The 25,676-nt window shown below is 59.2% G+C and carries 30 protein-coding genes and 4 pseudogenes; 23 read left to right on the top strand and 11 right to left on the bottom strand.

What is annotated here, in order from left to right; all coding sequences use genetic code 11:
- Positions 1-10: 10 nt before the first annotated feature.
- The 3 genes from BRAGE_RS0134115 to BRAGE_RS0134105 are packed head-to-tail and all read left to right on the top strand — an operon-like array spanning position 11 to position 3,758.
- On the top strand, positions 11-1,612 hold the full coding sequence (locus BRAGE_RS0134115; protein WP_027561271.1) for a Gldg family protein: 1,602 nt from the start codon (positions 11-13) through the stop codon (positions 1,610-1,612).
- The gene (locus tag BRAGE_RS0134110; RefSeq protein WP_141263115.1) at positions 1,609-2,670 is read left to right on the top strand and encodes a DUF4340 domain-containing protein; all 1,062 of its coding nucleotides are present in this window, start codon (positions 1,609-1,611) and stop codon (positions 2,668-2,670) included. Before BRAGE_RS0134115 ends, BRAGE_RS0134110 begins: the two co-directional genes overlap by 4 nt.
- Entirely contained in the window at positions 2,667-3,758 is a 1,092-nt protein-coding gene (locus BRAGE_RS0134105) for a HupE/UreJ family protein (protein ID WP_084334556.1), read from the top strand. The genes BRAGE_RS0134110 and BRAGE_RS0134105 overlap by 4 nt, the downstream gene beginning before the upstream one ends.
- Positions 3,759-3,974: 216 nt before the next feature.
- Here BRAGE_RS0134105 and BRAGE_RS0134100 read toward each other — a convergent pair whose 3' ends face one another.
- Positions 3,975-4,223, bottom strand: a complete 249-nt coding sequence (locus BRAGE_RS0134100) for a hypothetical protein (protein ID WP_027561268.1) — start codon at positions 4,221-4,223, stop codon at positions 3,975-3,977.
- A 304-nt stretch (positions 4,224-4,527) separates the two neighbouring features.
- On the opposite strand from BRAGE_RS0134100, the gene BRAGE_RS50595 reads away from it, so the two are divergent.
- On the top strand, positions 4,528-4,761 hold the full coding sequence (locus tag BRAGE_RS50595; RefSeq protein ID WP_027561267.1) for a hypothetical protein: 234 nt from the start codon (positions 4,528-4,530) through the stop codon (positions 4,759-4,761).
- A gap of 417 nt (positions 4,762-5,178) precedes the next feature.
- The gene (locus tag BRAGE_RS50590) at positions 5,179-5,586 is read left to right on the top strand and encodes a LysR substrate-binding domain-containing protein (RefSeq protein ID WP_084334554.1); all 408 of its coding nucleotides are present in this window, start codon (positions 5,179-5,181) and stop codon (positions 5,584-5,586) included.
- A gap of 56 nt (positions 5,587-5,642) precedes the next feature.
- On the opposite strand, the gene BRAGE_RS55250 is transcribed toward BRAGE_RS50590, so the two are convergent.
- The 3 genes and pseudogenes from BRAGE_RS55250 to BRAGE_RS58085 form a co-directional block, all read right to left on the bottom strand.
- Entirely contained in the window at positions 5,643-5,807 is a 165-nt protein-coding gene (locus BRAGE_RS55250; RefSeq protein WP_156950895.1) for a hypothetical protein, read from the bottom strand.
- 629 nt (positions 5,808-6,436) lie between these two features.
- Entirely contained in the window at positions 6,437-6,724 is a 288-nt protein-coding gene (locus tag BRAGE_RS0134080) for a DUF1488 family protein (protein WP_027561266.1), read from the bottom strand.
- Positions 6,721-6,933 (bottom strand): annotated as a pseudogene (locus tag BRAGE_RS58085) (DUF6894 family protein); the annotation flags it as partial. The gene BRAGE_RS0134080 and the pseudogene BRAGE_RS58085, both read right to left, overlap by 4 nt.
- A gap of 410 nt (positions 6,934-7,343) precedes the next feature.
- Between BRAGE_RS58085 and BRAGE_RS0134070 the strand changes: the two are divergent.
- Positions 7,344-7,577, top strand: a complete 234-nt coding sequence (locus tag BRAGE_RS0134070; protein WP_027561265.1) for a hypothetical protein — start codon at positions 7,344-7,346, stop codon at positions 7,575-7,577.
- A 52-nt stretch (positions 7,578-7,629) separates the two neighbouring features.
- Positions 7,630-7,872: a recombinase family protein gene (locus tag BRAGE_RS55245; protein ID WP_108914515.1), complete on the top strand. Its 243-nt coding sequence runs from the start codon at positions 7,630-7,632 to the stop codon at positions 7,870-7,872.
- 640 nt (positions 7,873-8,512) lie between these two features.
- Here BRAGE_RS55245 and BRAGE_RS53645 read toward each other — a convergent pair.
- A complete protein-coding gene (locus tag BRAGE_RS53645) occupies positions 8,513-8,782 on the bottom strand; it encodes a DUF3551 domain-containing protein (protein ID WP_084334552.1) in 270 nt (89 codons plus the stop codon).
- A 300-nt stretch (positions 8,783-9,082) separates the two neighbouring features.
- On the opposite strand from BRAGE_RS53645, the gene BRAGE_RS0134065 reads away from it, so the two are divergent.
- Together BRAGE_RS0134065 and BRAGE_RS50580 are read left to right on the top strand one after the other, a co-directional pair.
- Positions 9,083-9,325, top strand: a complete 243-nt coding sequence (locus BRAGE_RS0134065) for a hypothetical protein (protein ID WP_027561264.1) — start codon at positions 9,083-9,085, stop codon at positions 9,323-9,325.
- A 392-nt stretch (positions 9,326-9,717) separates the two neighbouring features.
- A complete protein-coding gene (locus BRAGE_RS50580; RefSeq protein ID WP_231164203.1) occupies positions 9,718-9,888 on the top strand; it encodes a DUF6894 family protein in 171 nt (56 codons plus the stop codon).
- Between the two features lie 1,680 nt (positions 9,889-11,568).
- Here the strand turns inward: BRAGE_RS50580 and BRAGE_RS57775 are convergent.
- A complete protein-coding gene (locus BRAGE_RS57775; RefSeq protein WP_347336528.1) occupies positions 11,569-11,775 on the bottom strand; it encodes a hypothetical protein in 207 nt (68 codons plus the stop codon).
- A gap of 1,049 nt (positions 11,776-12,824) precedes the next feature.
- Between BRAGE_RS57775 and BRAGE_RS50570 the strand changes: the two genes are divergently transcribed.
- Positions 12,825-13,022: a hypothetical protein gene (locus tag BRAGE_RS50570; RefSeq protein ID WP_035730375.1), complete on the top strand. Its 198-nt coding sequence runs from the start codon at positions 12,825-12,827 to the stop codon at positions 13,020-13,022.
- Positions 13,023-13,279: 257 nt separating this feature from the next.
- On the opposite strand, the gene BRAGE_RS57675 is transcribed toward BRAGE_RS50570, so the two are convergent.
- Together BRAGE_RS57675 and BRAGE_RS57260 are read right to left on the bottom strand one after the other, a co-directional pair.
- A complete protein-coding gene (locus tag BRAGE_RS57675) occupies positions 13,280-13,405 on the bottom strand; it encodes a hypothetical protein (protein WP_283808073.1) in 126 nt (41 codons plus the stop codon).
- 93 nt (positions 13,406-13,498) lie between these two features.
- Positions 13,499-13,878 (bottom strand): annotated as a pseudogene (locus BRAGE_RS57260) (hypothetical protein).
- A gap of 197 nt (positions 13,879-14,075) precedes the next feature.
- On the opposite strand from BRAGE_RS57260, the gene BRAGE_RS0134025 reads away from it, so the two are divergent.
- The 6 genes and pseudogenes from BRAGE_RS0134025 (at position 14,076) to BRAGE_RS0134000 (ending at position 17,603) form a co-directional block, all read left to right on the top strand.
- Positions 14,076-14,435 carry a nuclear transport factor 2 family protein gene (locus tag BRAGE_RS0134025; protein WP_027561262.1) on the top strand — a complete coding sequence of 120 codons (360 nt, stop codon included), beginning with the start codon at positions 14,076-14,078 and terminating at the stop codon, positions 14,433-14,435.
- Between the two features lie 440 nt (positions 14,436-14,875).
- On the top strand, positions 14,876-15,097 hold the full coding sequence (locus BRAGE_RS0134020) for a hypothetical protein (RefSeq protein ID WP_035730372.1): 222 nt from the start codon (positions 14,876-14,878) through the stop codon (positions 15,095-15,097).
- A 205-nt stretch (positions 15,098-15,302) separates the two neighbouring features.
- Entirely contained in the window at positions 15,303-15,545 is a 243-nt protein-coding gene (locus BRAGE_RS0134015) for a DUF2934 domain-containing protein (RefSeq protein WP_027561260.1), read from the top strand.
- Between the two features lie 919 nt (positions 15,546-16,464).
- Positions 16,465-16,755, top strand: a pseudogene (locus BRAGE_RS58080) (AAA family ATPase); the annotation flags it as partial.
- 62 nt (positions 16,756-16,817) lie between these two features.
- Positions 16,818-17,033, top strand: a complete 216-nt coding sequence (locus BRAGE_RS57255) for a hypothetical protein (protein WP_231164204.1) — start codon at positions 16,818-16,820, stop codon at positions 17,031-17,033.
- A gap of 366 nt (positions 17,034-17,399) precedes the next feature.
- A complete protein-coding gene (locus BRAGE_RS0134000; protein WP_027561258.1) occupies positions 17,400-17,603 on the top strand; it encodes a hypothetical protein in 204 nt (67 codons plus the stop codon).
- A 2,041-nt stretch (positions 17,604-19,644) separates the two neighbouring features.
- Here the strand turns inward: BRAGE_RS0134000 and BRAGE_RS56520 are convergent.
- Positions 19,645-19,803 (bottom strand): hypothetical protein, encoded by a 159-nt coding sequence (locus BRAGE_RS56520; RefSeq protein ID WP_156950894.1) that lies wholly within the window; start codon positions 19,801-19,803, stop codon positions 19,645-19,647.
- Between the two features lie 282 nt (positions 19,804-20,085).
- Complete coding sequence (locus BRAGE_RS50565; protein WP_063617195.1) at positions 20,086-20,499, bottom strand: YybH family protein; 414 nt, start codon at positions 20,497-20,499, stop codon at positions 20,086-20,088.
- 382 nt (positions 20,500-20,881) lie between these two features.
- Here BRAGE_RS50565 and BRAGE_RS50560 point away from each other — a divergent pair, with 382 nt between their 5' ends.
- The 7 genes from BRAGE_RS50560 (at position 20,882) to BRAGE_RS0133950 (ending at position 25,219) form a co-directional block, all read left to right on the top strand.
- Entirely contained in the window at positions 20,882-21,856 is a 975-nt protein-coding gene (locus tag BRAGE_RS50560) for a DUF4268 domain-containing protein (RefSeq protein WP_156950893.1), read from the top strand.
- A 465-nt stretch (positions 21,857-22,321) separates the two neighbouring features.
- Positions 22,322-22,552, top strand: coding sequence for a hypothetical protein (locus tag BRAGE_RS0133965; RefSeq protein ID WP_027561256.1), 231 nt, complete (start codon positions 22,322-22,324; stop codon positions 22,550-22,552).
- Between the two features lie 238 nt (positions 22,553-22,790).
- Entirely contained in the window at positions 22,791-23,141 is a 351-nt protein-coding gene (locus BRAGE_RS55235) for a hypothetical protein (protein WP_141263117.1), read from the top strand.
- A gap of 408 nt (positions 23,142-23,549) precedes the next feature.
- Positions 23,550-24,179, top strand: coding sequence for an ATP-dependent DNA ligase (locus tag BRAGE_RS50555; protein WP_231164205.1), 630 nt, complete (start codon positions 23,550-23,552; stop codon positions 24,177-24,179).
- A 36-nt stretch (positions 24,180-24,215) separates the two neighbouring features.
- On the top strand, positions 24,216-24,389 hold the full coding sequence (locus tag BRAGE_RS57250; RefSeq protein WP_231164361.1) for a hypothetical protein: 174 nt from the start codon (positions 24,216-24,218) through the stop codon (positions 24,387-24,389).
- Between the two features lie 65 nt (positions 24,390-24,454).
- A complete protein-coding gene (locus BRAGE_RS53630; RefSeq protein WP_181411711.1) occupies positions 24,455-24,643 on the top strand; it encodes a hypothetical protein in 189 nt (62 codons plus the stop codon).
- Positions 24,644-24,970: 327 nt separating this feature from the next.
- Positions 24,971-25,219: a hypothetical protein gene (locus tag BRAGE_RS0133950; protein WP_027561254.1), complete on the top strand. Its 249-nt coding sequence runs from the start codon at positions 24,971-24,973 to the stop codon at positions 25,217-25,219.
- Positions 25,220-25,347: 128 nt separating this feature from the next.
- Here BRAGE_RS0133950 and BRAGE_RS56515 read toward each other — a convergent pair.
- Positions 25,348-25,676: pseudogene (locus BRAGE_RS56515) on the bottom strand (hypothetical protein); the annotation flags it as partial.

The following is a 25,676-nucleotide window of genomic DNA, read 5'->3' as shown; positions in this document are numbered from 1 at the left end:
GGCGCAGGCGATGAGCGGATCTGTTAAATCGAATGTCGCTCTCCTCGTCCTGGCGGTTGGCGCCATCCTCTGCGGTGCGCTCGGATTCGCGTCGCTCGGCGAGACTGCATCGAACATCCTCTTGTTCGTCGCCTGCGCTTTCGCGCTGTTCGCACTCTTCATGCTGGCAATCCGACTCCCTTTGCGCGGCGGCGGCTCGCGCTGGTCGGCCTGGATCGGGAACGCGTCGATCGTTGTCGCGGCGATCGCGGCGGTCTTCGGCGCCAACACGGCGCTCTATCGCCACGACGTGCATTTTGACGTCAGCCGGGAAGGTCGCAATACGCCGCCGCGACAGCTCACTGACGTGATTTCGCAACTGCGCACACCGCTCGCGCTGACCTATTTCTACAATGCGAGCGATGCCAACGCGATTGCGGTCCGCGACCTCGTTCAGACCGCGTCGCGGAATCATCCGCTGCTCGCCTTCCGCGCGATTGATCTCGACAAGGAGCCCGGCCTTGCCCGCGACCTCGGTGTGCGCGCCTACAACACCGCCGTGCTGCAGGCCGACGATCGCAAGATCCTGGCCGAAAACGTCATCGATCCCGCCCGCATCGGCTATGCGGCGTTGCGCGTGCTGCGCAAGCACGTGGAGACTGTGTGCTTCGTCACCGGCCACGGCGAGACGTTCCGCCCGCTGCCTTCGCATTTTCATTTCAGCCATGTCGAGACTTTGAAGGGGCACGAGGCGCCGGGCGCCGGCGACGTGCTGGAAACGGCGCCCGAGCAACTCGACCGGCTCTTGCTTGCCCTCGACCAGATCGGCTTCGAGATGCGCGAGCTCGTCACGGCGACGGCGTCCAGAATTCCAACTGACTGCTCGGTGGTCGCCGACATCGGCCCGCGCACAGCCTTTGCCGCTGAAGAGGCGGCGCTGCTCGGCGATTATGTAAGAGGTGGAGGCAGGCTTCTGCTCCTGATCGATCCGCTGTCCCAGCTCGATGGCGATTTCGAGCGATTGCTGCTCAAGCCCGTCGGACTATCGAGCGAGGCCATGATCGTCATCGATCCCCTCAATCATTTCCGTACCGATGCGGACAAGGTCGCCGTGCCCTATTATCCGCCGCACCCGATCACGAAGCGTCTGGCGCTGACCGTGTTTCCGCAGGCGCGGCCGATCGCGGTGGCGCAGCCGCGGTCCGGGGTCAGCTTGATCGTGCTTGCTGCGAGCAGCCAGGATAGCTATTTGCGCTCGCCCAAGTCTGCTCCCGCCGCGACGGAGAGAGACGCGACGAACACGCGGCGGAGCGCACAGCCGCTTGCGGTCGCGCTCGAAGGCAGCTGGCCGGAGGCCTCGCCGGGCAAGCGCTTCCGCCTCGTCGTGGCCGGCACCAGCAAGTTCGCAAGCAACGAATATTTTCCCTACGTCTCCAATGGCGAGCTCTCGCTTGCCATGCTTCGCTGGCTTGCCGAGGATGATGCCACGCCGAGCGTCGCACCGCAGACCTTCAAGCTGCCGGAGATCGTGTTGACCAGCACCCAGATGCGCGACACTTTCATCGTGCTGGAGGTGCTGCTGCCGCTGAGCACGGCTCTGTTCGGTGTTGCGATGTGGTGGAGGCGACGGTGACGGACGGGGCGGCTGAGCGCGGGATGACCCGATGGCTGATGCCGCTCCTCGCTGTGTGCCTGCTGGCGCTGCTGGGTGTCCTGATCGTCAGCGGGCGATGGCCGGAGCTGCGCAGCAAGGTCGCATTTGCGCCGAAGGGCCTCGTGACCATCGCGCCCGCCGACGCGCGGCGGGTGGAGATTCGTTCGGGTCGCGGGAGCGTTGTCCTGCTTCGCAAAGCCGGCGAGTGGATGATCGAGGGGATGGATGGCGCCGTGCCGGCCGAGTTCGGATCGCATCTCGAAACGGCGCTGCGACTAGTCGCAGTCAGCGAGCCCGCGCGCGAAATTCCGGCCGCCGAGCTCGCTGTGGAAAAATTTGCTGCATTTGGGCTCGACCCGCCCGCAACCGTGGCCGTGATCGAGACGGCCGATGGTTCGACGATCTCCGTGAATTTGGGCGCGCTCAATCCGGCGAGCACCTCTCATTATGTCCGCATCGCCGGGCGTCCCGCTGTGTACCTGATGCCGCGTCATTTCGGCGAGGAGTGGCGGGTTACGCTCGATATGGCGCGCCGCCTGCGCGGCCCGGCTGGGCCGGATGCCGCAAGCCGTGGCAAGAGCTTGTTGCTGCCCATCTCTATGGCGCAGGTGTGGGCGTTCGAGATCGTCTTCGCGGGCAAGCTCACCCGCTTCGAGCGTGACATTGACGGTAACTGGTTCCGGCACCTCGGCCAGCACAACCACGCCGCCGGCAATGTTGTGCACGTCGCCGATCCCGAGCAGGCCCGCGTCATCGACGCGGCGCTACGCGCGTTCGATTCCGCCGCAGTCGAGACGCGCGTCGGACCGGCTGATCCGTCGCAAGTCGCCCGCTATGGGCTCAACCTGCCGACCCTCATCGTGCTGGTGTTCTCGCGCGATGCGGCCGCGCCGCTGGCAAGACTAGAGTTCGGCGCATCCGCCGATAGTCTCGACCGCTACGCACGGCTCGCGCCCAATGGCGCGGTGGTCACCGTCGCTGAGTTCGAGATGCGCCGCTTGACGGAGCTGCTCCGTGCCATCGGAGCGGGATCGTGAACTTAGCTCGCCTCCTGCTGCTCGGCTTTGTTCTGCTCAGCTTGGGCGCGCCGGTTCGCGCGCATCAGGTCAACCTTTCGACAGCGCGCGTGGCGCTGACCACCGATCGCACCGTGACCGTCGAGGTCGCGCTCAAGGGCAGCGACATGGACCGGCTCGTCGGCACCAAGATCTACGACGCAAAGGAAGACGCGGTCGATCCCGGCGCGGTCGATGCGGCCGCTGCGTCGATCCTCGCCTACATGAAGGCACATCTCGCCGTATCGGGGGCCGAAGGGACGGCCTGCGCCCCCGGGATTCCAGCCATCCTGGGCGATGGCGACGGTGTCATCTATCGCAACAGCTTTGCCTGCGAGGGCGTTGCCGGCGACATCGTCTACCGCTCGACGGTCCTGACCGAGAAGGATCCGACCGCGCGTCAGGTGGTTCTGGTCACGCAGGGCAAGTCCGAAGCGCAAGCGCTGCTCGATGCCGGCAATACTACCGTCACACTTTCAGCGCCGGCGCCGCCGCTAAGGTCGATAATGCAGCGCTATCTCCTCACCGGTATCGAGCACATCTTTCTCGGCTACGATCACATCGCCTTTCTGATCGCAGTCGTGCTGTGGGCGCGCCGGCTCATTCCGGTCATCAAGATCGTCACCGCCTTCACCGTCGCCCATTCGATCACGCTGTCGCTGGCGGCGCTCGACCTCGTCGTGATCCCGAGCCGCGTTGTGGAGCCAGCGATCGCGGCCTCGATTATGTTCGTTGCCGTTGAGAACTTCTTCTCGCGCGACATAGACAGGCGCTGGCGCGTGGCCTTCCTGTTCGGCCTGATCCATGGCTTCGGCTTTGCCGGCGCGCTTCATGAGGTCGGTTTGCCGACGAATGCGATCGTGCCGGCGCTTGCTGCCTTCAATATCGGCGTCGAAATCGGCCAAGTCGCGATGGTCGCGATCGTACTCCCGGTGCTCGGCCTGTTCGACCGACTGATCACGACTGACCGCGTCAAGCCGATGAGGGCGACTGGGCTGGTCTATGCCGTATCCGCTGTGATCAGTCTGCTCAGCGGCTACTGGCTTTTCATGCGCTCAAGTTTCGGGTAACGGTCCCGGGCATCTCCGGGTCGGAGACGCACCGAGACTGCCGGACGACCGATTCAGCCGGGCGCTGGTTGACACCGTCGCGCCGGGCAGTCACGCCCACAGTATGAAATTGTACAGTGTGTCCAATAAATCGGCTCTACATGGAAATGAGGCTTGCAAACCGACGGCGGGCCATTTCTTTTTTTGGCGCGAATGAGAGACCCTAGCTGAGGCGACCTACTCCTCCGTTAGCCTTTTTTCGATGTAGGCGTTCACTGCCTCCGCAAAATTGTGCAGCGCGCCTAGTACGGCCTCAGACTGAGCTAGTACGTCCAGCTGGATCAGCCGAAGGCCAATCTTGCGAGCCGCGGCAGGGGCCGCTTCCAAGTAGTCGTTAATGGCTCGCTCAGCCAACGGGATGCATTTCGCGTCGCCCTTGGCGATCAGCTTCCGGAGGATGGTTTTGCGGTTCTCAAGGTGAGCCATGCCCGAAATATGCCTCCGAGACAGTCATTCATCCAGTTCTTTTGGGGAACGGCTTGTAGGTTCTGCGACCTAGGAAGGTGGCCGACGGGGAGGCTAAGCGCCCTCAACGGCTCGAGCCACGACGTCGCGCATTCTGGCGTTCTGCGTGGCGATCCGCACAGCCAAGTCGTGTACGCGAATGTTGGGGTGTTCAGCCATAGCTGGCACTAGAGCGACGCAACATTTGGTGGCCTCGCGGAATACTACTCAGCCACTACCGCCATCTATCTGGCGGCCGGGGAAGTGCCGACTTTGAGATTGACCAATGAACGCCTTTGCCGATCCGAAAGCAATGCGGGTTGAGCGAGATCAAGGGCTAATCGTCCCAGGTGAACTTCTGACAGTCGGTGCACTTAAAAATGCGCACCTGCTTGTCGTTGCGAGTATTGAGGAAGCTTTCCACCTGGTTCAGCCGACCGTTGCAATAGGAGCAGGTGTCGAATTGCTCTTAGCGCTGGAGAAGCGGGTAACTGACGCGCAGCATGATGATGCTCGTTAGCAAGAATGCCAACCAATGTTAATCCGCCAGGGACGTTCCGAAAATAAATTAGGATACCTTGGACTAGGACACTTGCCTACCGCTCCGTTTAATTCTCGCGAGGGGTCTGCCTTTGTATTTTCTGCGCCATAACCATCCACTCTTCTGCCAGCTTTAGCCATGCCTTCTTGTCGGCAGCGCGAGTGGCCTTCTCTGCCTCTTCAAGGCAAGTCTTCGCTTCGCGGAGATATCTTGCACCGGCCTCTTCCATGAGCGGAAAAATGCGTAAACCGGCCAAAAGTGCCCCAACCAAATGATTACCGCTCCGGTCTGGGCAAAACCTGAGCCGCTATTTCCAGCGGATGAAGAACGTTGGGGCCTCCTCGCTTGGCGGCTTGGGCGGGTTTTCGCCGCGTCGTCGGTGAGGAACTAACGTTCATGGCCATGCGTTATGAGGAGGATTTCGTGGTCGCGATGCGCAAGGGCCACGTGTTCGCCCGCACACCGACACTCCCCGCATTCTGCAGCGCTCATCGCCTCCTCGTATCGCTCGACGGCAGTCCACACGGCTTCGTCGATGAACTGTTGGCAAAGCGCGGGCTGCAACGCCGCATTGCCCTGACCGTGCCGACGTTCATGATGGCCCTTCCCCACCTTTCAAGCTCCGATCTGATCGCGGCGTTGCCGCGCCGGCTCGTGGAGCGACACGCAGCCCGCTTCGCCCTGGCTGCCGTCGAACTTCCGCTCAAGCGCAAGTCCGATCTGATCCAGGCCGTCGCGACCAAGGCCGCAATAATGGATGCCGGCATTGGGTGGCTGATGCAGCAAATCGGCGAAGGTGGCTGAGTCACACCTAAAATATCTGGCTGATATCTAAAAGACGCGTCTCTTCGCTCGATCTGCTACCGGATCTGCTCGGTCCACTCTTTGAGCTTCTTGCTCTCGGCAATCACGTGGGCAGCGCGTTCGAGAAGGTCATCTTGCATCGCTGCAACTTCAAGGCAGCAAAAAGCCCGCAGGAGGCGCGGGCTTGAGCTTCTGTCCTGATTACCGGTTGCCTGAGCCAATGGGTCGCTCCGGCGAGCCGGCCCCTGATCCGGTGGTGCCGATTGGCTTGCCGTTCGCTGTGTGGCCCACGCCAACCCCGGGCGCACCCACAGCGCCAGCGCCTGCGGCGCTGTCCGGCGCGGCGGTGTTGGTTCCGTGTGTCGCTGCCTTTTGCTCCGCAGCGACCGTGCCACCCGGCGAAGCCTGCTTGGCCGTCGGTGTGGGGGATTGCGGAGCTTGCGTCGGATAAGAGCTCTGACCGTTGTTCTGGTTACCGTTTGAAGCCGCTGGTGCGGTGCCTTGCCCGATCGGATTAGAGAAAGGTGCGCTGCCCGGATTGATGGGCGTAGCTGTATTTCCTCCGGTCGTGCCAGCAGCAGTTCCAGCGCTCGACGTTCCTGCTGCGCCCGAGCTTGCCCCGCTGCTTCCAGACGCGCCGCCGGACGCTGCTCCGCTCCCACCACCTCCGGCGCCACCGCCGCCACCTCCACCACCGCCTTGTGCCAACACCGGGGCGGTTACGAGGATCAGAGCGAGGGCAAAAATAGATGTGCGGTTCATGACCTTCTCCATGTGAAAAGGTCAACCGTTGGGGAGAAACGTCGGTTCCTAGCCGTCCGCTTCCTCAAGGACTGCTCGATCGGTCGCCTCAGGGAGCCGCCGGCATCCCGCTCCAAACACTGGGCATCTCCGTACCCGCATCGAACTGTTCGCTTGCTATATGCTCGATTGTCGCTCGGTGCCTTTTAAACGCGCCGGCTAAGTCGTTTGGATCGGTACCGTCCGCGATCGCGCGATCGCGCAAAGCGGACCAGTCGACCCGGCAGGCGATGCGGTCGTCGCCGTTGAACATCGCGAACAGGATGGCTTCAGGTGCTGCCTGCTCGAACTCGCCGGAGGGGTCGGGTGAAAGGGGCAACTTGGAACTCGCGCTCACGATGTCATGCTGATTTCGATCGACGCCGAGACCGTCAGGACGCGAGCAATCTGCGTCCTCACGATGACCGACATCGGCCCCATCTCTGCACGGATTTCGCTTTTGGTCCGAATGGCTTCAGCGAGGGCTCTCAGTGCAGCGCCGCGGGCGGCGGCCAGGTTTGGTAGATCCTCGCCGGCATCATCAATGGTGAGACCGAGGTCGTCGTGAAAATCGAAAAAAGTAGCGCGGCATGCCCGTCAAAACGCTGAAAGATGCCGCTCGTTCCTTTCGCAGGACCTAACGCTGCCGAGATACTAGTCGATGAACCAAAAAGTCCCGTAGAAGCTGACACCGAGCAGAAGCAGAAGGCCGATACCCATCAACAACCAATCTCGTTTTGGAACAAAACGGCTTGTTGACAAAGAACTCGCAGTAGCCCAGCGCGGCCCTCGGCATATTGATCGATCGCGACCTGGATGGCGAGGACGTGGTCGTGACATCAGCCCTACTGGTACGGGCCTTCGGGCAAGCTCCAGCGCCTTGATATGTCCGGCCGGGTTTTCCCAGTCCGAAAACTACTGCGAGTGATGGTCGAAGCCCTTGGGTGATTACGGGCGGTCTTTCACAAAACCTGCTGGTGGTCGACGACATCCGCATAAGGACTGATGCGGCAAGCCTCGCGTTCGGCGCCGAGATCGAGCTGGGCGAAATTACCAGCGCCGGGGGTAACTTCTATCTGAGAGGGGCGCTGCGAAAGATGGAGACGGTCACAATCAACATAGGCAGCGGCAGGCTAGAGGATCCGCCTCCCTTCGGCCCAATTTTCCACTACACCCGGTGGAGTGCAGGCGTCGTCAGAGACAACAAATGACTGCCGCTCATTGAGTTTCCATTTGCCAAAGGGCCTTGAGATGACCGACTAGTTGACGGCTGAGGCAATACGAAAAGAGACAACAAAGAGAGCCACGATCTACACTCGATTCTCAACCGATCTTCAAAATGAGCGTTCAATTGAAGATCAGCTTTCACTGTGTCAAAGCTACGCCGAGTGCGAAGGCTTAACCGTTATCAGCACCTATGAGGACCGTTCTGGCGACTCCGTGATGGCACGCGAAGGCCTTCTACGGATGTTGGACGAAGCGCGGAACGATTCTTTCAGATATTGATCGTCGAAGCGCTCGATTGCCTCTCTCGCGACATGGGAAGATCTCGCAGGCTCCATACGGATACGCCGCGGTCGCCAGGAAAAGTGGCGAACGGGTCATTATCAAGGACGAAGCACAAGCGATCCGCCGTATCTTTCCGGAATAAGTAGACAGTCGAGCGCTTCGCGAAGTCGCGCACGATCTCAACAAGGAGATGCTATCGCGGTAGGCGCGCAGGCGATGCCCGAAACAACCGAGGAATGGTTCAGGCGCGCCACGCTTAGATCGCCGCGGGACAAGCCGCAATGAGCGATGACGACAAGGTCTCGCGCATGCTGATCAGGTTTAAGGCGCCGCCGGAGAGGGTGACGAGGCGCCGTTCCTCAAGGTGATCGATCGATAGGGCGGCCCGAGGGGGGCGCCAGCAGAACTGGCCTCGCAGCTCATGGGCCTTAGTTGTCTACCTTCTCTTTCACTATGACCCCCGTTTTGGGATCAGCGGGGAATTCCATCTTTTGTCCGTTCTTGAGCCCCGTTCCTCTACACGCTCAAAGCCGGCGGCCCCGGAGTTCGGCGCCGGCGTCAAGTACGCCGTCGAGAAGGCCAGGTTCGAATTGCATGAGAGCGGAACCTACGCACGGTTGTTGCGGGGCGAAGGTGATTACTGATGATGCGTTCGCTTGTGACGTACTGCGGGCTTTCCGCCTTTCCCGGCGTAGTAAGGATTGACCACGCATGATGCCGCGCGGCCTGATGCAGAGGCCTGACACTGGGCCATGTTGGTGTACGCGCACTCGAAGTAGTAATCCATGAAGCCGCCCGTAAAGACTTGGAGGCAAACCGGATAGGCGGGGTCGTAGGTTTGCGCATGCAGGGATGTGGCGGCGCAGAGTGCGCCGCTCACGAGAATTGCAAGAACTGGGACACGCATCAGAACACTCCTCCATCAATCAGAGCGAGCAAGTTAATTGGACACCTGCTGCCCCGCCAGTAGGAACAACAGCGGGTCGCGGCGGGAGATTGCCCGTTTGGGTCCGCTCGCGGGGCTGGCTAGGAACGCCCGGACCAAAGCAGCGTTGGTCGGGCATGCGCTTTTATTTCGGTTATCAAGACTTCGCCGGGACAATCCCCGATCGTTTTCACCCGGTTTTTTGACGATGCGCGGGCCGCGGTCTGTCCCAGGCTGCGGCCTTTGCGTCTCTTTCAACTTCCATTTTTTCTTGGAGGTCTGATGGCCAACGAACACTGCTTGATTGTGCGTGCTGCTGGAAAACAAATGGATTTGCTTCGAGGGGAGGTCTCCCGCATTGCAATAGCAAGCCAACTGGGCTGGTCGACTGACCGTGCCGAAATTGGTACCCGCTTCTGCTTTGAAGATGCAAAGCCGAAAAATGAATTCGCCGTCATCTGCGACAACTTCGGTGTTGCCAGCAAGGACGGGCTAGCCAAAATCGTCAGGGCAGGCGCCCGTTAATAAAATTCCGCCGACCTTGTGAGCCGGCGGGAGTTGAGACTTGAAGATTTAGCGACCGGGCTTCCAATCGCCGCTGACATCCTAGCAACTCAGTTAGACTTCACCGTGGCAAGCTTCGCTCAACGCACCGGGGTGCCCACTGAGCCGGCTGGAGCGCTCACAAGGCTCGGATTAGATGCAGTCGATGCTGAAGATCCCCCTCGCCTTCGCAAGCGGCTATGGAGCTAACGGAGTACCGAAGTGTTTCGAGAACGCCCACTTCCCAAGAAGCCTTTCCCGATGGAGCAGCTCGAGCGCTGCCTCGCGAAACTGTTGGGGATCGTGCTCGGCGGAACTTACAAGAGCTTAGCGGCGTTGCGGAAGATAGCTTTGCGTTTAGCCCGAATTTCCGCATGCCCCGCTATTTCTTTCACGTTAGACACGAGCAAAAGCATATCGATCACGAAGGCGAGGAGTTACCTGACAAGCACGCGGCCTGGAAAGAGGCCACGGTCATGGCCGATCAGGCGCTCCAAGTATTAGACGGCAAATTGCAGCCAGGCCGGGAGTGGCGGATGGAGTGACGGACGAGTTCCAGCACGTCCTTTTCGTTCTGCATATCAATGCCGAAAAGCCGATGCAGTGAGGAATCACGACGGATGGCCACTACGTTGGCGGGCCTTCCAGCTCTCCAGGTGAGCGGGAGAGAATGCGGTATGCCCGCTCTGCCTGCTCCTTCGTCAAATTGGCTGCCCACTCAGTTCCGATCAGCGCCGGTCCCTTGCGCTCTCGATCGTAAACCATCCAACCGGTGCCTCCCATCCGAACGACAACCTGCTCGCCCTCGGCCCTCTTTCACTCACCGTGGCCCCCTAAGTCCTTCACTGCACCCTGGCGAGTAGGCAGCACCTTATTTATCGGCTGCATTTGCCCTTTGTGAATCAGCAGGGCAAAAATTGGCAAGGCGCCTGTCCGCTCAGCCACTGACGCCTACGGGCAGAGCCTTGGCCGGTGATGGGTAAACTGCCGCCATCAGTCGTCCCAGATCGGTTCACCGCACCGGCATCCGTAGGCCAACCAAAATATTTTGATTCACCGAATTTTGCTTGCTCCGTCGGGCAAAACAGTGGTTCATAGGATGCTGGCTCTAACTACTGGAGGCCAGCGTGATGGCTGACGAAGTCGAAACCTCTTGCGATCTGTCCAAGATCGCTAAGCTCAATGGCGGTTTCAGGCGAAACTACGGAACCCTGCTTTGGGCGTTCCTGTATTTAAGATCCATCAGTGCCGCGCGGGGCGCTCTTGGCTGTGGGGCGGTCTGTTTTCCCTCGTCTGTTCGGCCGTGATAGGCCGGCTAGCGTGCGGATATCGACCGAACACCAGCGCTATTCGACTGAAATCCAGGCGGCCGCAATCGCTGTCTACGCCGCGCAGCATGTCCACTAAGTCAGTTCGCGCGGTTGAATACGGTCGCGGGTCGCACTAATCACTCAAAGAAACCAAACGCGTGGGCACAAAATGGGGCTTCTGAACCAAGTTGGGGTCAAACGGGTTTGCACTTCCTTGATGCGAGAGGTTCTGCGGACGGCAACTGAAAATCAAAACTGTCGGGGGCTCCGAACTACTCCTAAATCGCAGTGAATGTGGCCATTCAGTCACAGCTGTCAGTGACAGACGTCTGCTAAAAAGCCCTTTCGTTTTTGGGAGTCCAGCATGCCAAATGATGTCGCTCAGACCTCTGCGGGGCGCACCGACCAAACCAAGGTCGCTTCAAACCAGGCTCGCGTGGCGCGTCCCTCGAAGGTGCCTGATGCGGAGCACGCCGCCGATGATGCAGCTCCCTATGTGCCAAGCAAGTGGAACTGGGGCCCTCCGAGCGCTTCGACCGAGTGGTAGTACCTTGGCACGCGCGAACTGACTGGATCGATAGCGGGGAATGTCACCGGTCGCGGCTGGCTGTTCGAACATCGTCCGCAATTTACGTGAGGCCGTCGGAAACGCTGGTGCGTACGTCTTAGGATTTTACCTTGCCCCTGGTCTCGTCAATGACGCGCCCATTCGTATCTTCGATCCACGCTTCACGGCCAGTTTTGCGAAACTCAGCGACGTCAGCGACCGCTTGGTTCCAGACATCCTTAAGGATTGAAGCTACGGTCTTATCGGCACTCCGTACTTTCACGTACCAAGTCATAGAGACTTTCCTCCGATTATAGTTCGCGATTCATCGCCGGATGGCTTCGGTTCTTGATTTTGATCCAGTGCTTCTACCGACCACGAGAATACGGTTTGTCGCGGTGCTTGGAAACCAGGTCTTCTAGTCCCATGCGATAGGCAGCCCGGAATAGATCGGGGCCGATCTCGCCGCGCTCGAAGGGTGCCAGGCTGATCCCATCAGGCCGGCGCGCCAGTAGCTGCTGAAGATTTGCCTTGCGCCGATGGAGCGGGAGGGGCCGCAAATCCTCTCCGCCCATCGCGAGGATATCGAAGGCATAAAGCTGAACCTCGTAACGTGCTGCCGGCTGTGAACCGCGTTGAAGTCGCTGATGCCGTCCACGCCGAGGATGACGGCCTCACCATCGATCACAAACCGCTTCTGCCCGTTCTTCAACGCTGCCTCAGCAATCCAGGGGTAGCGCTTCGGCCGGCGCCATTTCGCGAGAGCAGCCGCACGCGGGTGTCCTCCCGAACGACCAGCATCCGGTAGCCCTCGCGCCTTTCGTGAATCCCGTCCGGCCCTGAAGGCACTTGCTTGGCTGCGGTACCCAGGCAAAGCTCGTACGCCGTGCGCATGGGGCGCGAGATAATATTTTCGGCGCAGTTTACGGGTCGGGAACAAGTGGCAAAGATGCAAATTATCTCCTTGCTCCGGCAGCCCTAAAGCCCCCCTGAAGTCGGAGTGGGACCCCAAACGGCCCCAGCAGCCGACCCCCTGCTGGGGCCGCCGTTTTTGGTGGCCGCGAATATTAACAGGGCACGCCTCGGCGGCTCTTATGCTAGGAATATGACGTGCCGCGCCGATCGTGCGGAACGTCGCGGCGCCGGCCGCAGGGGTCGTACCAGAGCGGCGCCTGCGGCCTTTCGTCAGCAGACCGTGGGAACTGGGGCACACATCCGGGAATAGTAAGCAAGCGAAGGAACAGCAGGTCGGAAACGTGTTTGTCTCGCGGTGACTGCTTCTGACCCGTGAGGCAAGAGCCTGTCGGGAGGCCCCAGCATCATCATGCCCCCCCGGCCCTATGCTGGGGCCGTCCCCGAGGGCTATGCGAGGCGTCGTTTGGACAACACTTGGAGAGCCGTTTTCGCGATCAGTGCGACGGCCATCGTCGCCGGTGGCGCCTTTTTTGTCATCCGTTTCCTACTCGCATTGCACTTTTGACCTCCTGTCCGCATCAAAAGTTCATTCTGGAAATCATGCGGTCTTTGGTCGTTTTCACCCAATCACCGGCCGAGGCCCTGTCCCGTAGGCGTCGGTGGCTGAGAGACCGAGCGCGCTCCCACCTGCAAAGCAAGGGGCGCCATCATGGCCGACAATCCTAATCTCGTCCGCGCGCACGATTTAGCTGCGGAGATCACCGAGCAGAACGCCCGCCTGCGCGAGTTGCTGGCCAGATCAATCGAAGTGCTCAAATTGCTGAAGCCGGACACGTTTCTCGGCCGCAGGACGCACGAGCCGTCTGCAATGGAAGCGAGGACGACTAGAGGTCATCTCCGGCGATGATCTCGCTGGGAACGAAGCGGTTGCGCCGGCATTCCGCTCTCATGCAAGACGACTACTTCGCCGTGCTGAAAGGGCAATTCGTGAGAGCTTGGCGACGAGAGCGCTTGCCCAGCAGTATCTGATGCGGGCCAGAACCAACGCCGATGGAATCTCGTCGTCCTCGATCGGCCACGGTCGATAGGTTTGCTCCGGAACAGGGAGTCGAGAGGGGAAAGCAGCGCGAGGCTTTTCGGATGAAAGCTGGTTCGCGCCACCATTCATCGAATACCGTCTCTGATTTCGGTCTGCCAGGCCATATTTTTCGCGCGAAGCTGTTCATCCTCGGCGATAGCTGCTGCAGCACGGGCGAACAGCTTTTCGTGGGCATCGAAGGGGTCGGCCATGCCGGACAACTAACTTGGGTTAAGTTGGGTTCCAATCCATGGAACGAGATGTGGGAAGCCGTTGAGCTTGTCGCGGGACCTGAGCCGAATCTCTCAACGCTCCCCAGCCCACCAGACAGACGGAGAATTGGCGGCCGAAATCTTCGTGGGTCCGCAAGGCGAGAACGTGACTGCGTTTGAAGGGCCGCGCTTGACGCTCAGAGCACTGCCGGCAGCGCATGTAGCGCTCCAGCTCGTGGATGGGGTCGGCTTGGCGCGCCTGACGACGTCCAGCGCGACGCTCTGGTGGGTTTCGCAGCCGAGGCACTTCACCTCAAGATAGCGATAGCCGGCGTTGAGGGCATCACCGAGCGTCGGGGATGGCTAGGCAGGGCCACGAAAACCGAGCATCCGGGCATTCTAGGCCTGCGCGCGCGTTCGGCCAGAACGCGGACCGTGATCCCGAACAGGTATTCGCGCGACTTGATGCTCATGGCAGATTGATTTCGCCTGACGGGTGCGGAGGCAAGCCGCTAGCTCTTGGGTTTGCGACCCATCGTGAGCCCAAGTGTCCCCTATGTTATCCGGCATATGGGCTTGGCCGAGTGAAGATCAAAAAAATCGCGATCGATCGGCGAAGAGACTAAGCTGGGTATCCCGCCAAATCTCTATTTGCCAGGGAGGTGCTTGCATGTCTTTTGACCCGATGGCCGCCGCCGTCGACTGGCTCGATGCCTACCGTTCCGGCGACATAGAAACGCTACTCGAAATGTACGCAGAAGATGCCGCTGTCTACTGCGATTGCCACGAATTGATTATTACCGGCAGAGAAAACCTGCGTGGCTACTGGGCTATCCATCTGCAGAAACACCCAGCTGCTGAGCTGGACAATCTTCAGCTCTCGCACGGTGGCGCAATCATCTCGTACGTCAGCCGGAAAAACGTAGTGCGGGCGGTCTTGGACTTTAATGATGCCGGGAAAATCAGGACACTGAGCTGCAGGCCGACACGTCAGGCCTCGTCCGGCTCCTGCCAAGGCGGAGTCTGCTAAGCGTCAATAGCCGCCTCAGATCCAGGGTCAATAGTCATGCAGTAGGAGAGGTTTCAATCGGTTTCCGACGGCAAATACATTTTCAACCTCGCTTTGCGATGTTGTACGTCCAGGGAAGCAGAACACTCGCTCGAGAGATCTTGCGGCCTCCGACGGCGCGCAAGACAACACCCGATCCTTCAATCAGCACGACCGGCAGATCCTCGATCGACTACGCGACCATGGGTTGGTCCCAGGTTCCAGGTTGGACGACAGACCAAACGTGACCTTGTCCGAAACGGATGGATGGAGCAACGGTCTTCCAAAGGCGGTATCGAATATCGCACTACCGAAGCCGGACCGGCGGCGATTGTCTCGCCACGATTGAAGCACACTATGCAAGGTCCGCAACGAGTGCCGGAACAGAAGCGGCTGTAGGGGCAGCGAAGGTGTCGAGGGCAATGGAACTGATTGTCGCTGGCTATGTGAAGGTGCGAAACCGACGCGCCCTGACAAATTTGCTGGCTCATCGCCTGAAGGTGCTCGCTCAGTTGCAAGGCGTTTCAGGCGTCAATCCGGAAAACGCCGTCAAGGCGATCCAGGAAGAATTAGTGTTGATCGAAGCCGGCCTCGAAGAACTCAAGCCATCGCCCGGCTCAGTGCCTGAAAACGAGTGGAGCTAGGATCAATCCACGTTCTCAACTAGCCCATCGCGTCTCTTGCGTGTGGAATGACAAGATGGGAAACTATGCCCGTATTTCCCGGCAGTCCAACACGCATTCAGGGGGGCTTGTTGTGTGCAGAAGTGAATTCGCCGTGCGGCCATGACCAGGCGTCGTGCGGCCCGAAACACGTTACGGCGCCGGAAGGGGATCGGAGGGAGCTGGAGTGAAACAACTGAGGAAGTTAGAGCACCAAAGAGATCTGTCTACTCGGGCAGCCGCCTACCTCCACGATGTAGATTGGCTGCGGGAACTAAGGATCAACCTGTTTCGTCGCTATTGGCATCATCAAATCAGTGACCGCGCTTATGAGCTGTGGGAGCAGGCCGGGCACCCCACGGGGCGCGATCTTGAATTCTGGCTTGAGGCGGAGCGGGAGATCGGGACAGGCACGAACGCGGTGATTTGATCCTCGGCTCCGTAGATGGTTGCTCACTGGAAGAAAAGCCAATCTGTTCTGGCCCTTTCGGAATGCCAAGCTAGGAGTTGAAGCCTTCTCGTTGGCCACTGTGGTTTCATTTTGCAGTATATTCGACCAATGCCCGCCTTGAGAACTGTAAGGCCATTCTTCGCTGGCTGATCGCCAAGGGCGCCCCAAACTGCATCCGTTCGCTGAACGGGCCATCAATGAGCACTGGGAGTGACATTGGAGAAGGGGCGAACGAGCGGCCTGCGGCTGATCCTGTTGGACGTGTTGGAACAGCGCAATGCGGTCGTCGGAGCCCAGCATTCCTTCGCTCAGGCCGTAAACAACTTGATCGAAAAGAAGCTTAGAAAGCGAGCAAGCCGCCGCCTATGACTCGCTCTGCGAATTGACAGGGCGTTGCCGCTGGAACAGCGAGGCTGGGCCGCGCGGCACGGATGCCAACCGCAGAGCCCAGCTCACGCCACGTTGCGGAGCTAGGCTGCCTGTTCATCTCTGGTCAGCGCTCGAGTCGATCCAACTGGCCAGCCAACGGAGCAAGGTTCTCGCGATATTCAGGAGGAAAGCGCGTTCTTGAGATGCCAGATCCTTGAGACAGTCTTTGCACCATTGCGCCAGTTCTAAACATTGAGAGGCGGTAATCATTTGAAACTCCGCGAATGATTAGGGGCCTAAATCTCAGAGAGCTCAACATTACATCCGTAAAACTAACCCAATTCCGTCAACATCCCTGACAGATCGTCGCTGCGAAATACGAAGGTCCATCACAACAGACCCAGGAGCCGTCAATTTTTTGCACGCGCTGGTTGCGGCGTCGGGATTCCAGGGCAGTCTTCTTTTGCGCACACCAAGGGCTTAAAGCTTAGGCGGTCTCAGCGCCGCCGGTTTACTTGCGCGAGCATTTCTGGTTTCCGGCAGTTCCCGATCGCCAGTCGAGTGGCTCACGATTGCACGCCAGCAGATCCGCCGCACGAAGTCCGGGCGCACGTCCGCGCCGCCGTCACTACCGTCAGGGCACAAGCCTCTCACGCCGCTCGACATCTCCGGCTGGGACGACGCCGACGTCCCGCAACGCGACTGGGCGGTGCGCGACCGCATCATCCGCCGAGCGGTGACGTTGCTCTCTTGCGAAGGCGGAGTCGGGAAGTCGATCCTGACCTTGCAGTTATGTTGCGCCCATGCACTCGCGCCCTGGTTCGGCTCATTGCCGAGTCCGGACCGGCAATCTATCTCGACGCCGAAGACGACGAGTCTGAATTGCACTTCAGGCTGGAAGCGATCCGCGCCCGTCTCGGCGTCACATTCAAGGAGTTGGACGACGGCTGCCTGCACCGCATGCCGCTCGCGGGCAAAGACGCGCTGCTCGGCGTGCCGGATCGTTCGAGCATATCCAGCCGACTGCTTGTTCGAGGAGTTGTTGCTGACAGCGAACAACATCATGCCGGTTCTACTCGTGCTGAACTCTGCGGCTGAACTGTTTGCAGGCAACGAAAACAGTCGCAGTGAGGTCCGGCAATTCGTTGGCCTGCCGACGACGCAGTGCTGGACCTTTCGAAGATGGCTTCAGCGATGCACCCGGACGACATTTCTTTGTTGCTCCATCTTCCTGCAGGAATCTTGACATTCAGGTCTGATCGGTGCGAGCGAAAGTGAGTGTCGCGTCGCGGCATTCTCCAGCTTATCAATCACGCCGGAGTAACCTCCAAGATTGGCGAGATTCCCCGACTAATGCGTGGACGCCCAGTGGTGAAAAAGCCGCTGCAGCGGTCTTTCTCGACACAGCCTGAGCATGCTTCGACACTGTGGAGTTGATGTGTCCGCGGTTTTGAGGTCAAGTGAATGCGCAGAATTGACTGGGGCGCCATCCTGCTCGGCGTTATGCCGGTCGCGCTGATCTGCCTGCTGCTTTGGACGATCGGTAAACCGGCGCACTGGCGCATCGGGCGACTGCCGTCAGAGGCCCACGACTTTCGCGTTGCTACCCTACATTGTGCCATTGCACAGGTCGCGATTCGCAAGGAGATTGGCGGAAATTCGACTTGATGCTGACAAGGCGGAGCGGATGATCGCACAGGTGATCCGCGACGAAGGCGGCCTGCTACCGGCAAAGGCGAACGCGCTCGCGGCGGGCATCTGCAGGAGGCTTTCCGCAGCCATGCTGCCTCCGCCTGCCCATCACTAATGGATCATTTCGAACAGTCCGCCATATGCGAGCGATTTTGCTGCCGCGATCGCGAACGTCTTGGCAGATGCGAAAGGAAGAGCTTTGGCCCCGGAGGACCTTTGGCGGCTAGTTTACGAGCGCGGCCGCGATCTTCCTGCGACGGTTGACCTCTCTACGATCAGTGGATGATCCGCAAATGCTTGATGAGGTTCGGTATCGTTGGGCTTTTTTTCAAAAACAGTGACTTAGGCCGAAAGTCTTTCTGAAGCAGCACGCTATGGTCGAAGGGCTCAAGGGCCGGTGGGGCGAGGCGAGAGCCACAGAGGCTAGGAAGGAAGTTGAGACACTTTGCGACGTTGGTACGCGATGAACGCGTTGGATCAGCAACTTGTTGGCTTTCGAAGCAATGACGTCAGAATTGCCCAGCTCTTTGAGCGATGCTGAAATGGAGGAGGTGGCAAAAGGTATTATGAAAGCCGCGCGGACTGCCTTCTCGACACGAGGCGACAAAGTAATGTCGCATACGAGCCGGGTGAGCGCACTTGGCGGTTGTCTCTCTATCTGCAATGCCAAACGTTGCCAGGTGAGCACGCGACCAGCACGGTTGCTCTCGTAGAAAATTGGAAGCAGCAAAGAGGACTTTGAACGAAAGCTATCAACTGCGTCTCGCCGACGGCCCCGGCCCAACACAGGGACAATGCTGCTGAAGGAGAGTGCCGGGGCCGCGATGCGAGGTGCTTGGGTTGCAGCCAAGCAAGATCACGCTACTCCCAGATCGAAGGCCTCTCTGTTCACTTGTGCACTGTCCCCCGAAGGAACGCTTGACGCGATTCACCTAGGTTAGAGTGGAGACAGCAAGCGTGGGAGTTCACTGCGACCTTCGACATTGAAGTGCGCTCGAACGGCCCTGGCCCTGGGCGCGGCTGAGGTTTGAGGCCTGGGCCGCCGACTTGGCGCATTGCCAGTGCCAAGTAGCTCGAAGCCTACTGTACGCGCGCCGTTCCTCTGTTCTATTGACCACCTTCTCGAGGAAAATCACCAACCGAGCCGCGACCACAGGCTCACGAGCACGAACAAGGCGAGCCGGAACAGGATGCCGACCGTGCGCCGGGCTCGGTCTTGAACGGAGTGTCTCGCCGCTGGCTTTGCAAGCCTCGATCTCCTAAGTTAGCCCTCGATGTGTCTCAGCTCGCATTCATAGCGAGGCGACGGCGCCCCGAAATCGTCCTGCCCTTGCGGGCCAATGTGGGCCCAGGGCGGTCTCTGAGCGGCCCGCATCGAATATTTCGCTATGTGAGCAGCGCGGGCAACGGAACTGGATTAGCCGGTAGAAGCCGGGCACAGGACCGGAGACAGCCATCGGCCAAGCTGCACAGCTTGGACAGGATGGCAGGATGCAATCGGATAACGACATAGCGCAGCTCGGTTCGTGGTCCCGCTCGGACGAACCGTCTTCCTTCTCACAAGTTCCTAGATTGCGGCTTAGGAGCAGCACCCGCGGCCCGCCCGCGCTAGCCAACGAGCAGGTAAATCTGCAACGCCGCCCTCGCCCTTGGTGGGCCGGGCCTCTGTCTTGCGTCAGCGCGAGCGCAATTTCAGCTATCCAACGAGCTAGGATATTGTTCGGATGGGAGGCACTGGTTGGATGGTCTACGATCGAGAGCGCAAGGGACCGCGCTGATTGAAACTGACTGGGTGGCCTGAATCTCCCGCAGAGAAACGCGCGCGTGGCGGCTTCGGTTCCCGATCGCGGAAACCCAGATTTGCAGTACATTAGAATGCAGAGCGACGAAACCGGCATCGGCAGCCAGATCAGCGCGCGAGAGATCTCAGCGGATACGCAGCATCGTCCGACTAGCCTGGTCCGCCACGCCTTCAAAATGCGAAGACGCTGACCGGGCAAATCGGGGCGGCTGTGCGCTAGCAAGCGGACTTATCGCAGCGCTTTCGGCATCCGACGAATCCCGTTTCTGATTTCGGCCTGCCAAGCCGTATTTTCGCGCGCTGCTGCTCCGCCTCGGCGATAGCTGCGGCAGTATGGGCGAACAGCTTGTCATCCTCATCGACGGCATCGGCCATCCCCGACAACAACTCAGGTTGGGTTCCTTCGGTAGAACGAACTGGGTCGGAACGGCCCCAAGCCCATCCCCGGGGCTGGTAGGGGACGAGCCGGGGCCGCCAGCGCACGCTAACCCAACGCATGCGCTGGCGGTAATCTCAGTTTCGGGTTGCTTTGCGTCTGTACGAAAGGAGCCGGATTGCGGATTAAATTTCGGGGCGACCTGCTTCGAGGAAAGGCGGCTCCGGTACCTGGAGCAACCCGGAGCCGCCCCGTCCCTTCAGGCCAACCCGCGTGAAGGGCTAACGGGCGAGGAAATTTTCGATGCCTTGCGTCGTTCCTACTACCTTTGGCGGCGTCTTAGCCTTGGTTTTGAAGGAGCTGGAGCAGCCCTGCTGTAGCGGACCGCAACTCAGGGTCTTTATTTTTCCGGCATCGTAAAAGTTCAAGGCGGCCTTCACTATGTTTTTCTCGGCGATGTAGGAGATCACCGCCCCACGGGGCGAGGGCTGAAGATCGTCCAGCTCGGCAGCGCGGCATTCCTGCAGACGGGCGGCCCAGTAGGCTCGCAAGCCTTCTCGGCCAGCGATAACCACGCCTTCACAATCGCAGAACACCACAGCATCTTCGGCGTACATTTCCAGTATTGCTTCGATATCGCCCGCACGATAGGCATCAATCCAATCAACGGCGGCGGCCATCGGGTCGAAAGACATACAAGCACCTCCATGCCAGGATTTGGCCTAGGAGCGCCCAGCTAAGTCTTTGGCCAAATCGACCTTGAATTTTTGCTATTCCGGTTAGGCCAAGCCCATATGCCGAAAGCCATAGGGCGGTAGCTTGCCCCCAATTGTGGGCCGACTGGCTAGGCGCGCCGAGGCCATGTGCAAGATCATCTCGCAGACCAAGGCGCGCTCTCGCAATGAGAGACAACGGCTCGCTGTATCCCAAAAGGGGTAGGGCCGTTTTGTCGCGGCTCGCGAACAATAGCCCTTGCCCTGCATTGCCACGAGGTGAGCGAAGATCAGGAAAAAGCGGTCATTGAACGTAAGCTCTCCCGGTGCCACGAGTTGATGACTCAATTTCCTGAGGGCGTCAGTGCGCGGAATCTTCGGGAGCTGGAAGCCGAGCTGCTGGTTCAGCATCGCGAGGTCACAGCGAGGTGCCGAGCTACTGCGGCAGCTCGGCGTGGATGCGCAGGATAAAGAGCCGATTTCGAAATTCGTCGGTCACCTCCAACCGCCATTCGCGACCGGGGACGAGATCGCCATTGAGGCCCTGCAGAATTTGGCCGGCCAGCACCGTGGCCTCCTTCCAGGCGGCGTCTGTCAGGCAATTCACGCGGAGGATTACGACGAAATTGTTCTGGATAAGGGGTCGACACAGCGGATCATGCTGATCGTAGCGAACTTTCGTAAGGAGGTCACGTCGACGATCCTTTGGTTGCTGAACTTCAAACTTCGTATCCAGTGTTTCCGAGTTAGGCCATGGTCATCCGGAAGCGACATTTCCTTGGCTGTTGATCAGATCATACCAACCAAGGACATCGAGGAGTTTATGATTGGTCTCGCGTCTAAGTCGTTGGATGAGGTCGAAGCGGCCACTGAAGAGAAGCATCGGTATCGAATGCGGCCTCAATTCTGGGCTGAATTGCTCAGAGCTGCTTCGCAGAAGAGCCCTAGGTTCGCGAACATCTCGCCAAACCATTTTCACTATGTTTCGGCTGGATCGGGGGGCGTGGCGTTCCGTTCAACTTTGTTGCTTCGAAATCCGACGGCCGCGTTCAGCTGTACATTGATCGGGGTGAGGAGGGTAAAAATAAGGCAGTGTTCGACGAACTGTTTAAAGGCGCAAGTAGAAGCTACATTCGGTGGGCCCCTGATCTGGGAGCGATTGGACAACAAGCGCGCCTCACGCATTCAGACGGAGGAGGCTGGCGACTTCTTCGATGAGACGGATCGGCCGCGCCTCATCACCTTTATGGTCGACGCGATGTACAGGTTCGAGGCGAGCTTGAAGGAGCCGTTATCCCAGCTGCAGCGCAAGCGTCGCGTGAAATCGCAAGACGAATGACGCACCTTTGACGAAGTGGATGACCTAAGACCATTGATTTAGCTGATCGTTGCGATCGAAGCCTGATTGTTATCTTGACGAGACCCCCGCCGGGGCACATAGAACGCCGGATCGCGTTTCAAGCGGGCAATGCGACCAGCCTTTCGTCCAGGAAGAGCACAAATGTTGCTCGGCCTGTGAAGCGAGAACCCGGTCGACATGAAATGGCCGGCGGGCATCACCGCCGCCGGCCATCGCATTCGCTGCCTTAGGTTGGGGGCGCCGGGCAGCGTTGCCCATAAGCTTGCCGACGTCCGATTAACGACCCGCTAACGAATTCGGGCAGTCGCGGGACCATTTGACGGCGTGAAGTCGGCGGCTTGCGCCCTCGCGCAAGCGCAACTGACAATCGGCGTCTGGCGCAACGGGATGAGAAGAAGAAAGCTGAACCGCGCGAGATCAAACCGCGGGTACTGGGGGGCGGAAATGGTGAGAGTCCGCTCGCAGTATTTCTTGGATTGGGAAAACCCGCCCGAGTACATCAAGGCGCTGGAGCTTGTCCGAAGGCTCGGCACCCGTGAGGGCTGGTGTCACGACCACGTCCTCGCCATCCAGGTCGCGATCGATCAGTACGCCGAGGCCGCGGTGGGCAACCGTGAGTTCTTCCTCAACAAGCCGTACAGCATCGGACTTCGGAGCCAGACTGATATCCCGTAGTTACTTCTTCTCGGCCTGACCGTGTTTCGTGCCGCTTTCCGGTCCGATGTAGCTGCCGGTATGCTGCACTTCTTCCTCAAGGAGCTTCTCGATCGGCGAGACGAACTGCTTCGGGCGCGCGATCGCCTATTAGAGGTGAACCTATAGCCATGAGAGAGTGGAAGAATTGACAAGGTTGTGCCGCTTGCGGTGCTGCGCTCCACCTGTTTAAATTGCAAGTGACTTGGAGTAGGCGATTATGAAACGTCATTTATTCGCTTCAGCACTCATCAGCTTGGCGCTCATGTTCACCAGCAATTGCGCAGTCGCATTCAACTATAAGTACGTTGGCGACAGTGGCGCCGGGTACGACAAGAAGATCAACGGCGGCAAAGGCTGCTTGATGGGTGATTGCAGCAAACGGCAAGAGCGGCTCAATGCTCAGCGGCCTGCTATTAGCTGCTCTTCTCGTGCCGATTCGTGCCGCAGGAAGAACAGCCTCAATCCAAAGACGGCGTCACGATGTGAACCCGCCCGCTTGGCTTGTCTCAAAACCGGTACTTTCGTCACGTTATCCGGCGAAAATAGAACCGTTGATCTGAGGGAATGATCAGCCAACTTAAGGGGAGTCTCGCCGTCCGCTCCTGACGGGCTGTGCACATTTCTGAGCAGAGTGCGCAGGAAATGAATGTCAGCTCTTGGGCCAAAAGCGGTCCTCGGTGTCTGACACCGTGATGTCTGTTGCCAGAGGTGGGACAGACGGCCTAGGCCGCCTTACGTGCAGACCGCGTTCTCTTGCCGTTCGGCTGTCGTTCCCGTTGGCCTCGGAAATACTGCCCGAAAAACGCGATTGCGGTTGTATCTGAGAACGCGCCGGGGAACTCTGCAGGCGATTTAGCATTCGAAACGGCGGGCTTTTTGTGAGTTGCGTGAGTGGCGAAGCCTACCAAGGCGCCGGCAAAAAGCCAGGGGCTCCTCCGATGCCGGGGTTTAGGCGCCCCAGCTCGCGACCCTGAAGATGAAGGCGCCTTCGGGGGCCCGGTGGATTCACGAAGTCAAATACGACGGCTACCGTATCCAGCTTCGCATCGACGGAGATGATCGTCGCGCCTACACGCGAAACGGCCGCAACTGGGTCCACAAATTCTCAATCATCGCTGGCGCTTTCGACATCGAAGGTCGGGCGGTCGTTGACGGCGAGATCGTCGTTATCCAAGAAGGGCGACCCAATTTCTCAGAGCTGCAGGCCGACCTCGCGAGAGGAGATCAGGACCGCTTGGTTTACTTCGCCTTCAATCTCCTTTGGCTTGATCGCCACGATCTCCGGAAGCTTTCCCAGCTCGCGCGTAAGGAGCTGCTCAAAGGGCTAATCGAGAGCAATAACATCAAGGAGCCCATCCTCTACAGCGAACATCATGAAGGGGACGGGCAGGCGCTGTTCGAAGCCGCCAGCAAGCTGAACTACGAGGGCATTATCTCCAAGCGCGTAGATGCTCCTTACCGATCGGAGCGGGTTGAAACTTGGCAGAAGATCAAGGCTGTCCAGAAGGGTCAATTTCCCGTGGTCGGCTTCATAAAAGATCCCATCGGTGTTGCCGCTCTCTATCTCGGCAAACAGGAAGGGAAGGAGCTGCGCTATGTGGGCTAGGTTGGCACGGGATGGAGCCGGACCACCTCGCGCAAGATCAGGGATGCACTCGATAGTGTAGTCAGCCCGAAGAGTAGATTGAGTAAGCAACTCAAAAGACCCAGGGCCACTTGGGTCGAGCCGAAGTTTGTTGCCGAAATCGAGTATCGCGACATAACTTCGGAAGGACTGCTCCGCGCCAGCTCATTCAAAGGTCTAAGCCGGAAATAAACTTATGTTTCTGCGGCTGTCTGCACGCCGGCGTACAATCAATTCGTCAGCAGAAGGAACATGCGATGGGATTGAAGCGCAGGCGGTTCAAGCAGACAGATTCTCTCGAGGCGCGGCTTGAGCAATTTGCCCAGGATATGCGTAAGCGCGCAGACGGAAAGCCGGCGGGAGACGAACGTAACGCCTTGCTCAAGCGAGCACGTAATGCGGATCAAGCAATCGACATCGAGCGGCAACTTCGTCAAGAACACTAGGAACGCCCAAGGGAGAAGCGGTTTAGCTTGGCTCCTCCCTCTGAAAAATCCTGCCCCCGCTGGTCCCGTGGCGATGGCATTTTCGGCGGTCCCGCTTGATTGCCGATCCGACCACTTAAACAATTCGGTGGCAGGCGCCGGTGGAAGCCACGTTTTTCACTAAGCTCGAACAACAGGGGAGGGCGCCGGCGATTGCGCCGAACTGTGGCGCAACCCTAGCGCACCGGAATATGTTGGGGATGGCTTCAGTCGGCCCCTTTGCGGTCGCGAGGCGTGACACCGTCAATCGCGTGTCCAACGATCATAGATGGCGGTAAGGAATAGGCCATGCCCCGGAGCACAAACCGTAACCTGTCGAAGTCCGCGGACCTATTGGTCATCAAGGAAGAGCTGATGACTGGTCGCAGGATCGTTGTTGCTTCTTCGGCCGGGCTGCGCCTGAGTGGTCGGGTCGGTATTATTGTTGGCCGAGGGGGGACCGCGACTCAGGTCAGGGTGCTCATCGAGGGAACCAAGCGTTTCGTGACATTGCACGCGCGCTACGTCGACCTGCTCACTCTTAATCCTAACCGCTAAGCTCCGGTCGGGCCGCGATCACTGGGGCGATGCTCTACAGGTGCAAGCCCATGATGAAGCACATGGCAAGGAGGTAGCCGCCGACCACGTTTGCGGCCGCCAGTCTCGAGCACTCCATCCCGAGCGCATTATTGCAACGTGGTTCTATTAGCCGCGAAGAGCAACGCAGCCTGAAAAACCGGGCCGGACGCTGTTCTGACCTCGATGGCAACATCTGGCCGATGGTCTTGTCCTGGAGCTTCCTTCGCCAGATCGCGGGCCAATTGCGCCAGGGAATCTAGAGCCCTCTGCCTCAGCATCTGCTTGCGAAGGCAATTCCACGCCTTCCTCATCGGGGTAGAAGGCCAATCCGCTCCCGACGTAGAAGAAATATCCGCCACCGCATAGCACTCCAAAAACGTGAGCGCCGAGTTTTCCAGAGCCTTGAAGGTATTTTCCCTGCAATCTGCCCAGGGTA

The sequence above is a fragment of the Bradyrhizobium genosp. SA-4 str. CB756 genome, assembly GCF_000473125.1.
GTDB lineage: Bacteria > Pseudomonadota > Alphaproteobacteria > Rhizobiales > Xanthobacteraceae > Bradyrhizobium > Bradyrhizobium arachidis.
Note: the sequence above shows the minus strand (reverse complement) of the source record. Positions and strands in the feature narration are given on the sequence as shown.

Bases quoted from the DNA above. Each gene is read 5' to 3' on its own strand.
- BRAGE_RS0134115 (WP_027561271.1), top strand. From the start codon at position 11: ATGAGCGGATCTGTTAAATCGAATGTCGCTCTCCTCGTCCTGGCGGTT.
- BRAGE_RS0134100 (WP_027561268.1), bottom strand. From the start codon at position 4,223: ATGGCTCACCTTGAGAACCGCAAAACCATCCTCCGGAAGCTGATCGCC.
- BRAGE_RS50595 (WP_027561267.1), top strand. From the start codon at position 4,528: ATGAACGCCTTTGCCGATCCGAAAGCAATGCGGGTTGAGCGAGATCAA.
- BRAGE_RS50590 (WP_084334554.1), top strand. From the start codon at position 5,179: ATGGCCATGCGTTATGAGGAGGATTTCGTGGTCGCGATGCGCAAGGGC.
- BRAGE_RS53645 (WP_084334552.1), bottom strand. From the start codon at position 8,782: ATGCGTGTCCCAGTTCTTGCAATTCTCGTGAGCGGCGCACTCTGCGCC.
- BRAGE_RS0134065 (WP_027561264.1), top strand. From the start codon at position 9,083: ATGGCCAACGAACACTGCTTGATTGTGCGTGCTGCTGGAAAACAAATG.
- BRAGE_RS50580 (WP_231164203.1), top strand. From the start codon at position 9,718: ATGCCCCGCTATTTCTTTCACGTTAGACACGAGCAAAAGCATATCGAT.
- BRAGE_RS57775 (WP_347336528.1), bottom strand. From the start codon at position 11,775: ATGGGCGGAGAGGATTTGCGGCCCCTCCCGCTCCATCGGCGCAAGGCA.
- BRAGE_RS50570 (WP_035730375.1), top strand. From the start codon at position 12,825: ATGGCCGACAATCCTAATCTCGTCCGCGCGCACGATTTAGCTGCGGAG.
- BRAGE_RS57675 (WP_283808073.1), bottom strand. From the start codon at position 13,405: ATGGCCGACCCCTTCGATGCCCACGAAAAGCTGTTCGCCCGTGCTGCA.
- BRAGE_RS0134025 (WP_027561262.1), top strand. From the start codon at position 14,076: ATGTCTTTTGACCCGATGGCCGCCGCCGTCGACTGGCTCGATGCCTAC.
- BRAGE_RS0134020 (WP_035730372.1), top strand. From the start codon at position 14,876: ATGGAACTGATTGTCGCTGGCTATGTGAAGGTGCGAAACCGACGCGCC.
- BRAGE_RS0134000 (WP_027561258.1), top strand. From the start codon at position 17,400: ATGCGCAGAATTGACTGGGGCGCCATCCTGCTCGGCGTTATGCCGGTC.
- BRAGE_RS56520 (WP_156950894.1), bottom strand. From the start codon at position 19,803: ATGGCCGATGCCGTCGATGAGGATGACAAGCTGTTCGCCCATACTGCC.
- BRAGE_RS50565 (WP_063617195.1), bottom strand. From the start codon at position 20,499: ATGTCTTTCGACCCGATGGCCGCCGCCGTTGATTGGATTGATGCCTAT.
- BRAGE_RS0133965 (WP_027561256.1), top strand. From the start codon at position 22,322: ATGGTGAGAGTCCGCTCGCAGTATTTCTTGGATTGGGAAAACCCGCCC.
- BRAGE_RS55235 (WP_141263117.1), top strand. From the start codon at position 22,791: ATGAAACGTCATTTATTCGCTTCAGCACTCATCAGCTTGGCGCTCATG.
- BRAGE_RS50555 (WP_231164205.1), top strand. From the start codon at position 23,550: ATGAAGGCGCCTTCGGGGGCCCGGTGGATTCACGAAGTCAAATACGAC.
- BRAGE_RS53630 (WP_181411711.1), top strand. From the start codon at position 24,455: ATGGGATTGAAGCGCAGGCGGTTCAAGCAGACAGATTCTCTCGAGGCG.
- BRAGE_RS0133950 (WP_027561254.1), top strand. From the start codon at position 24,971: ATGCCCCGGAGCACAAACCGTAACCTGTCGAAGTCCGCGGACCTATTG.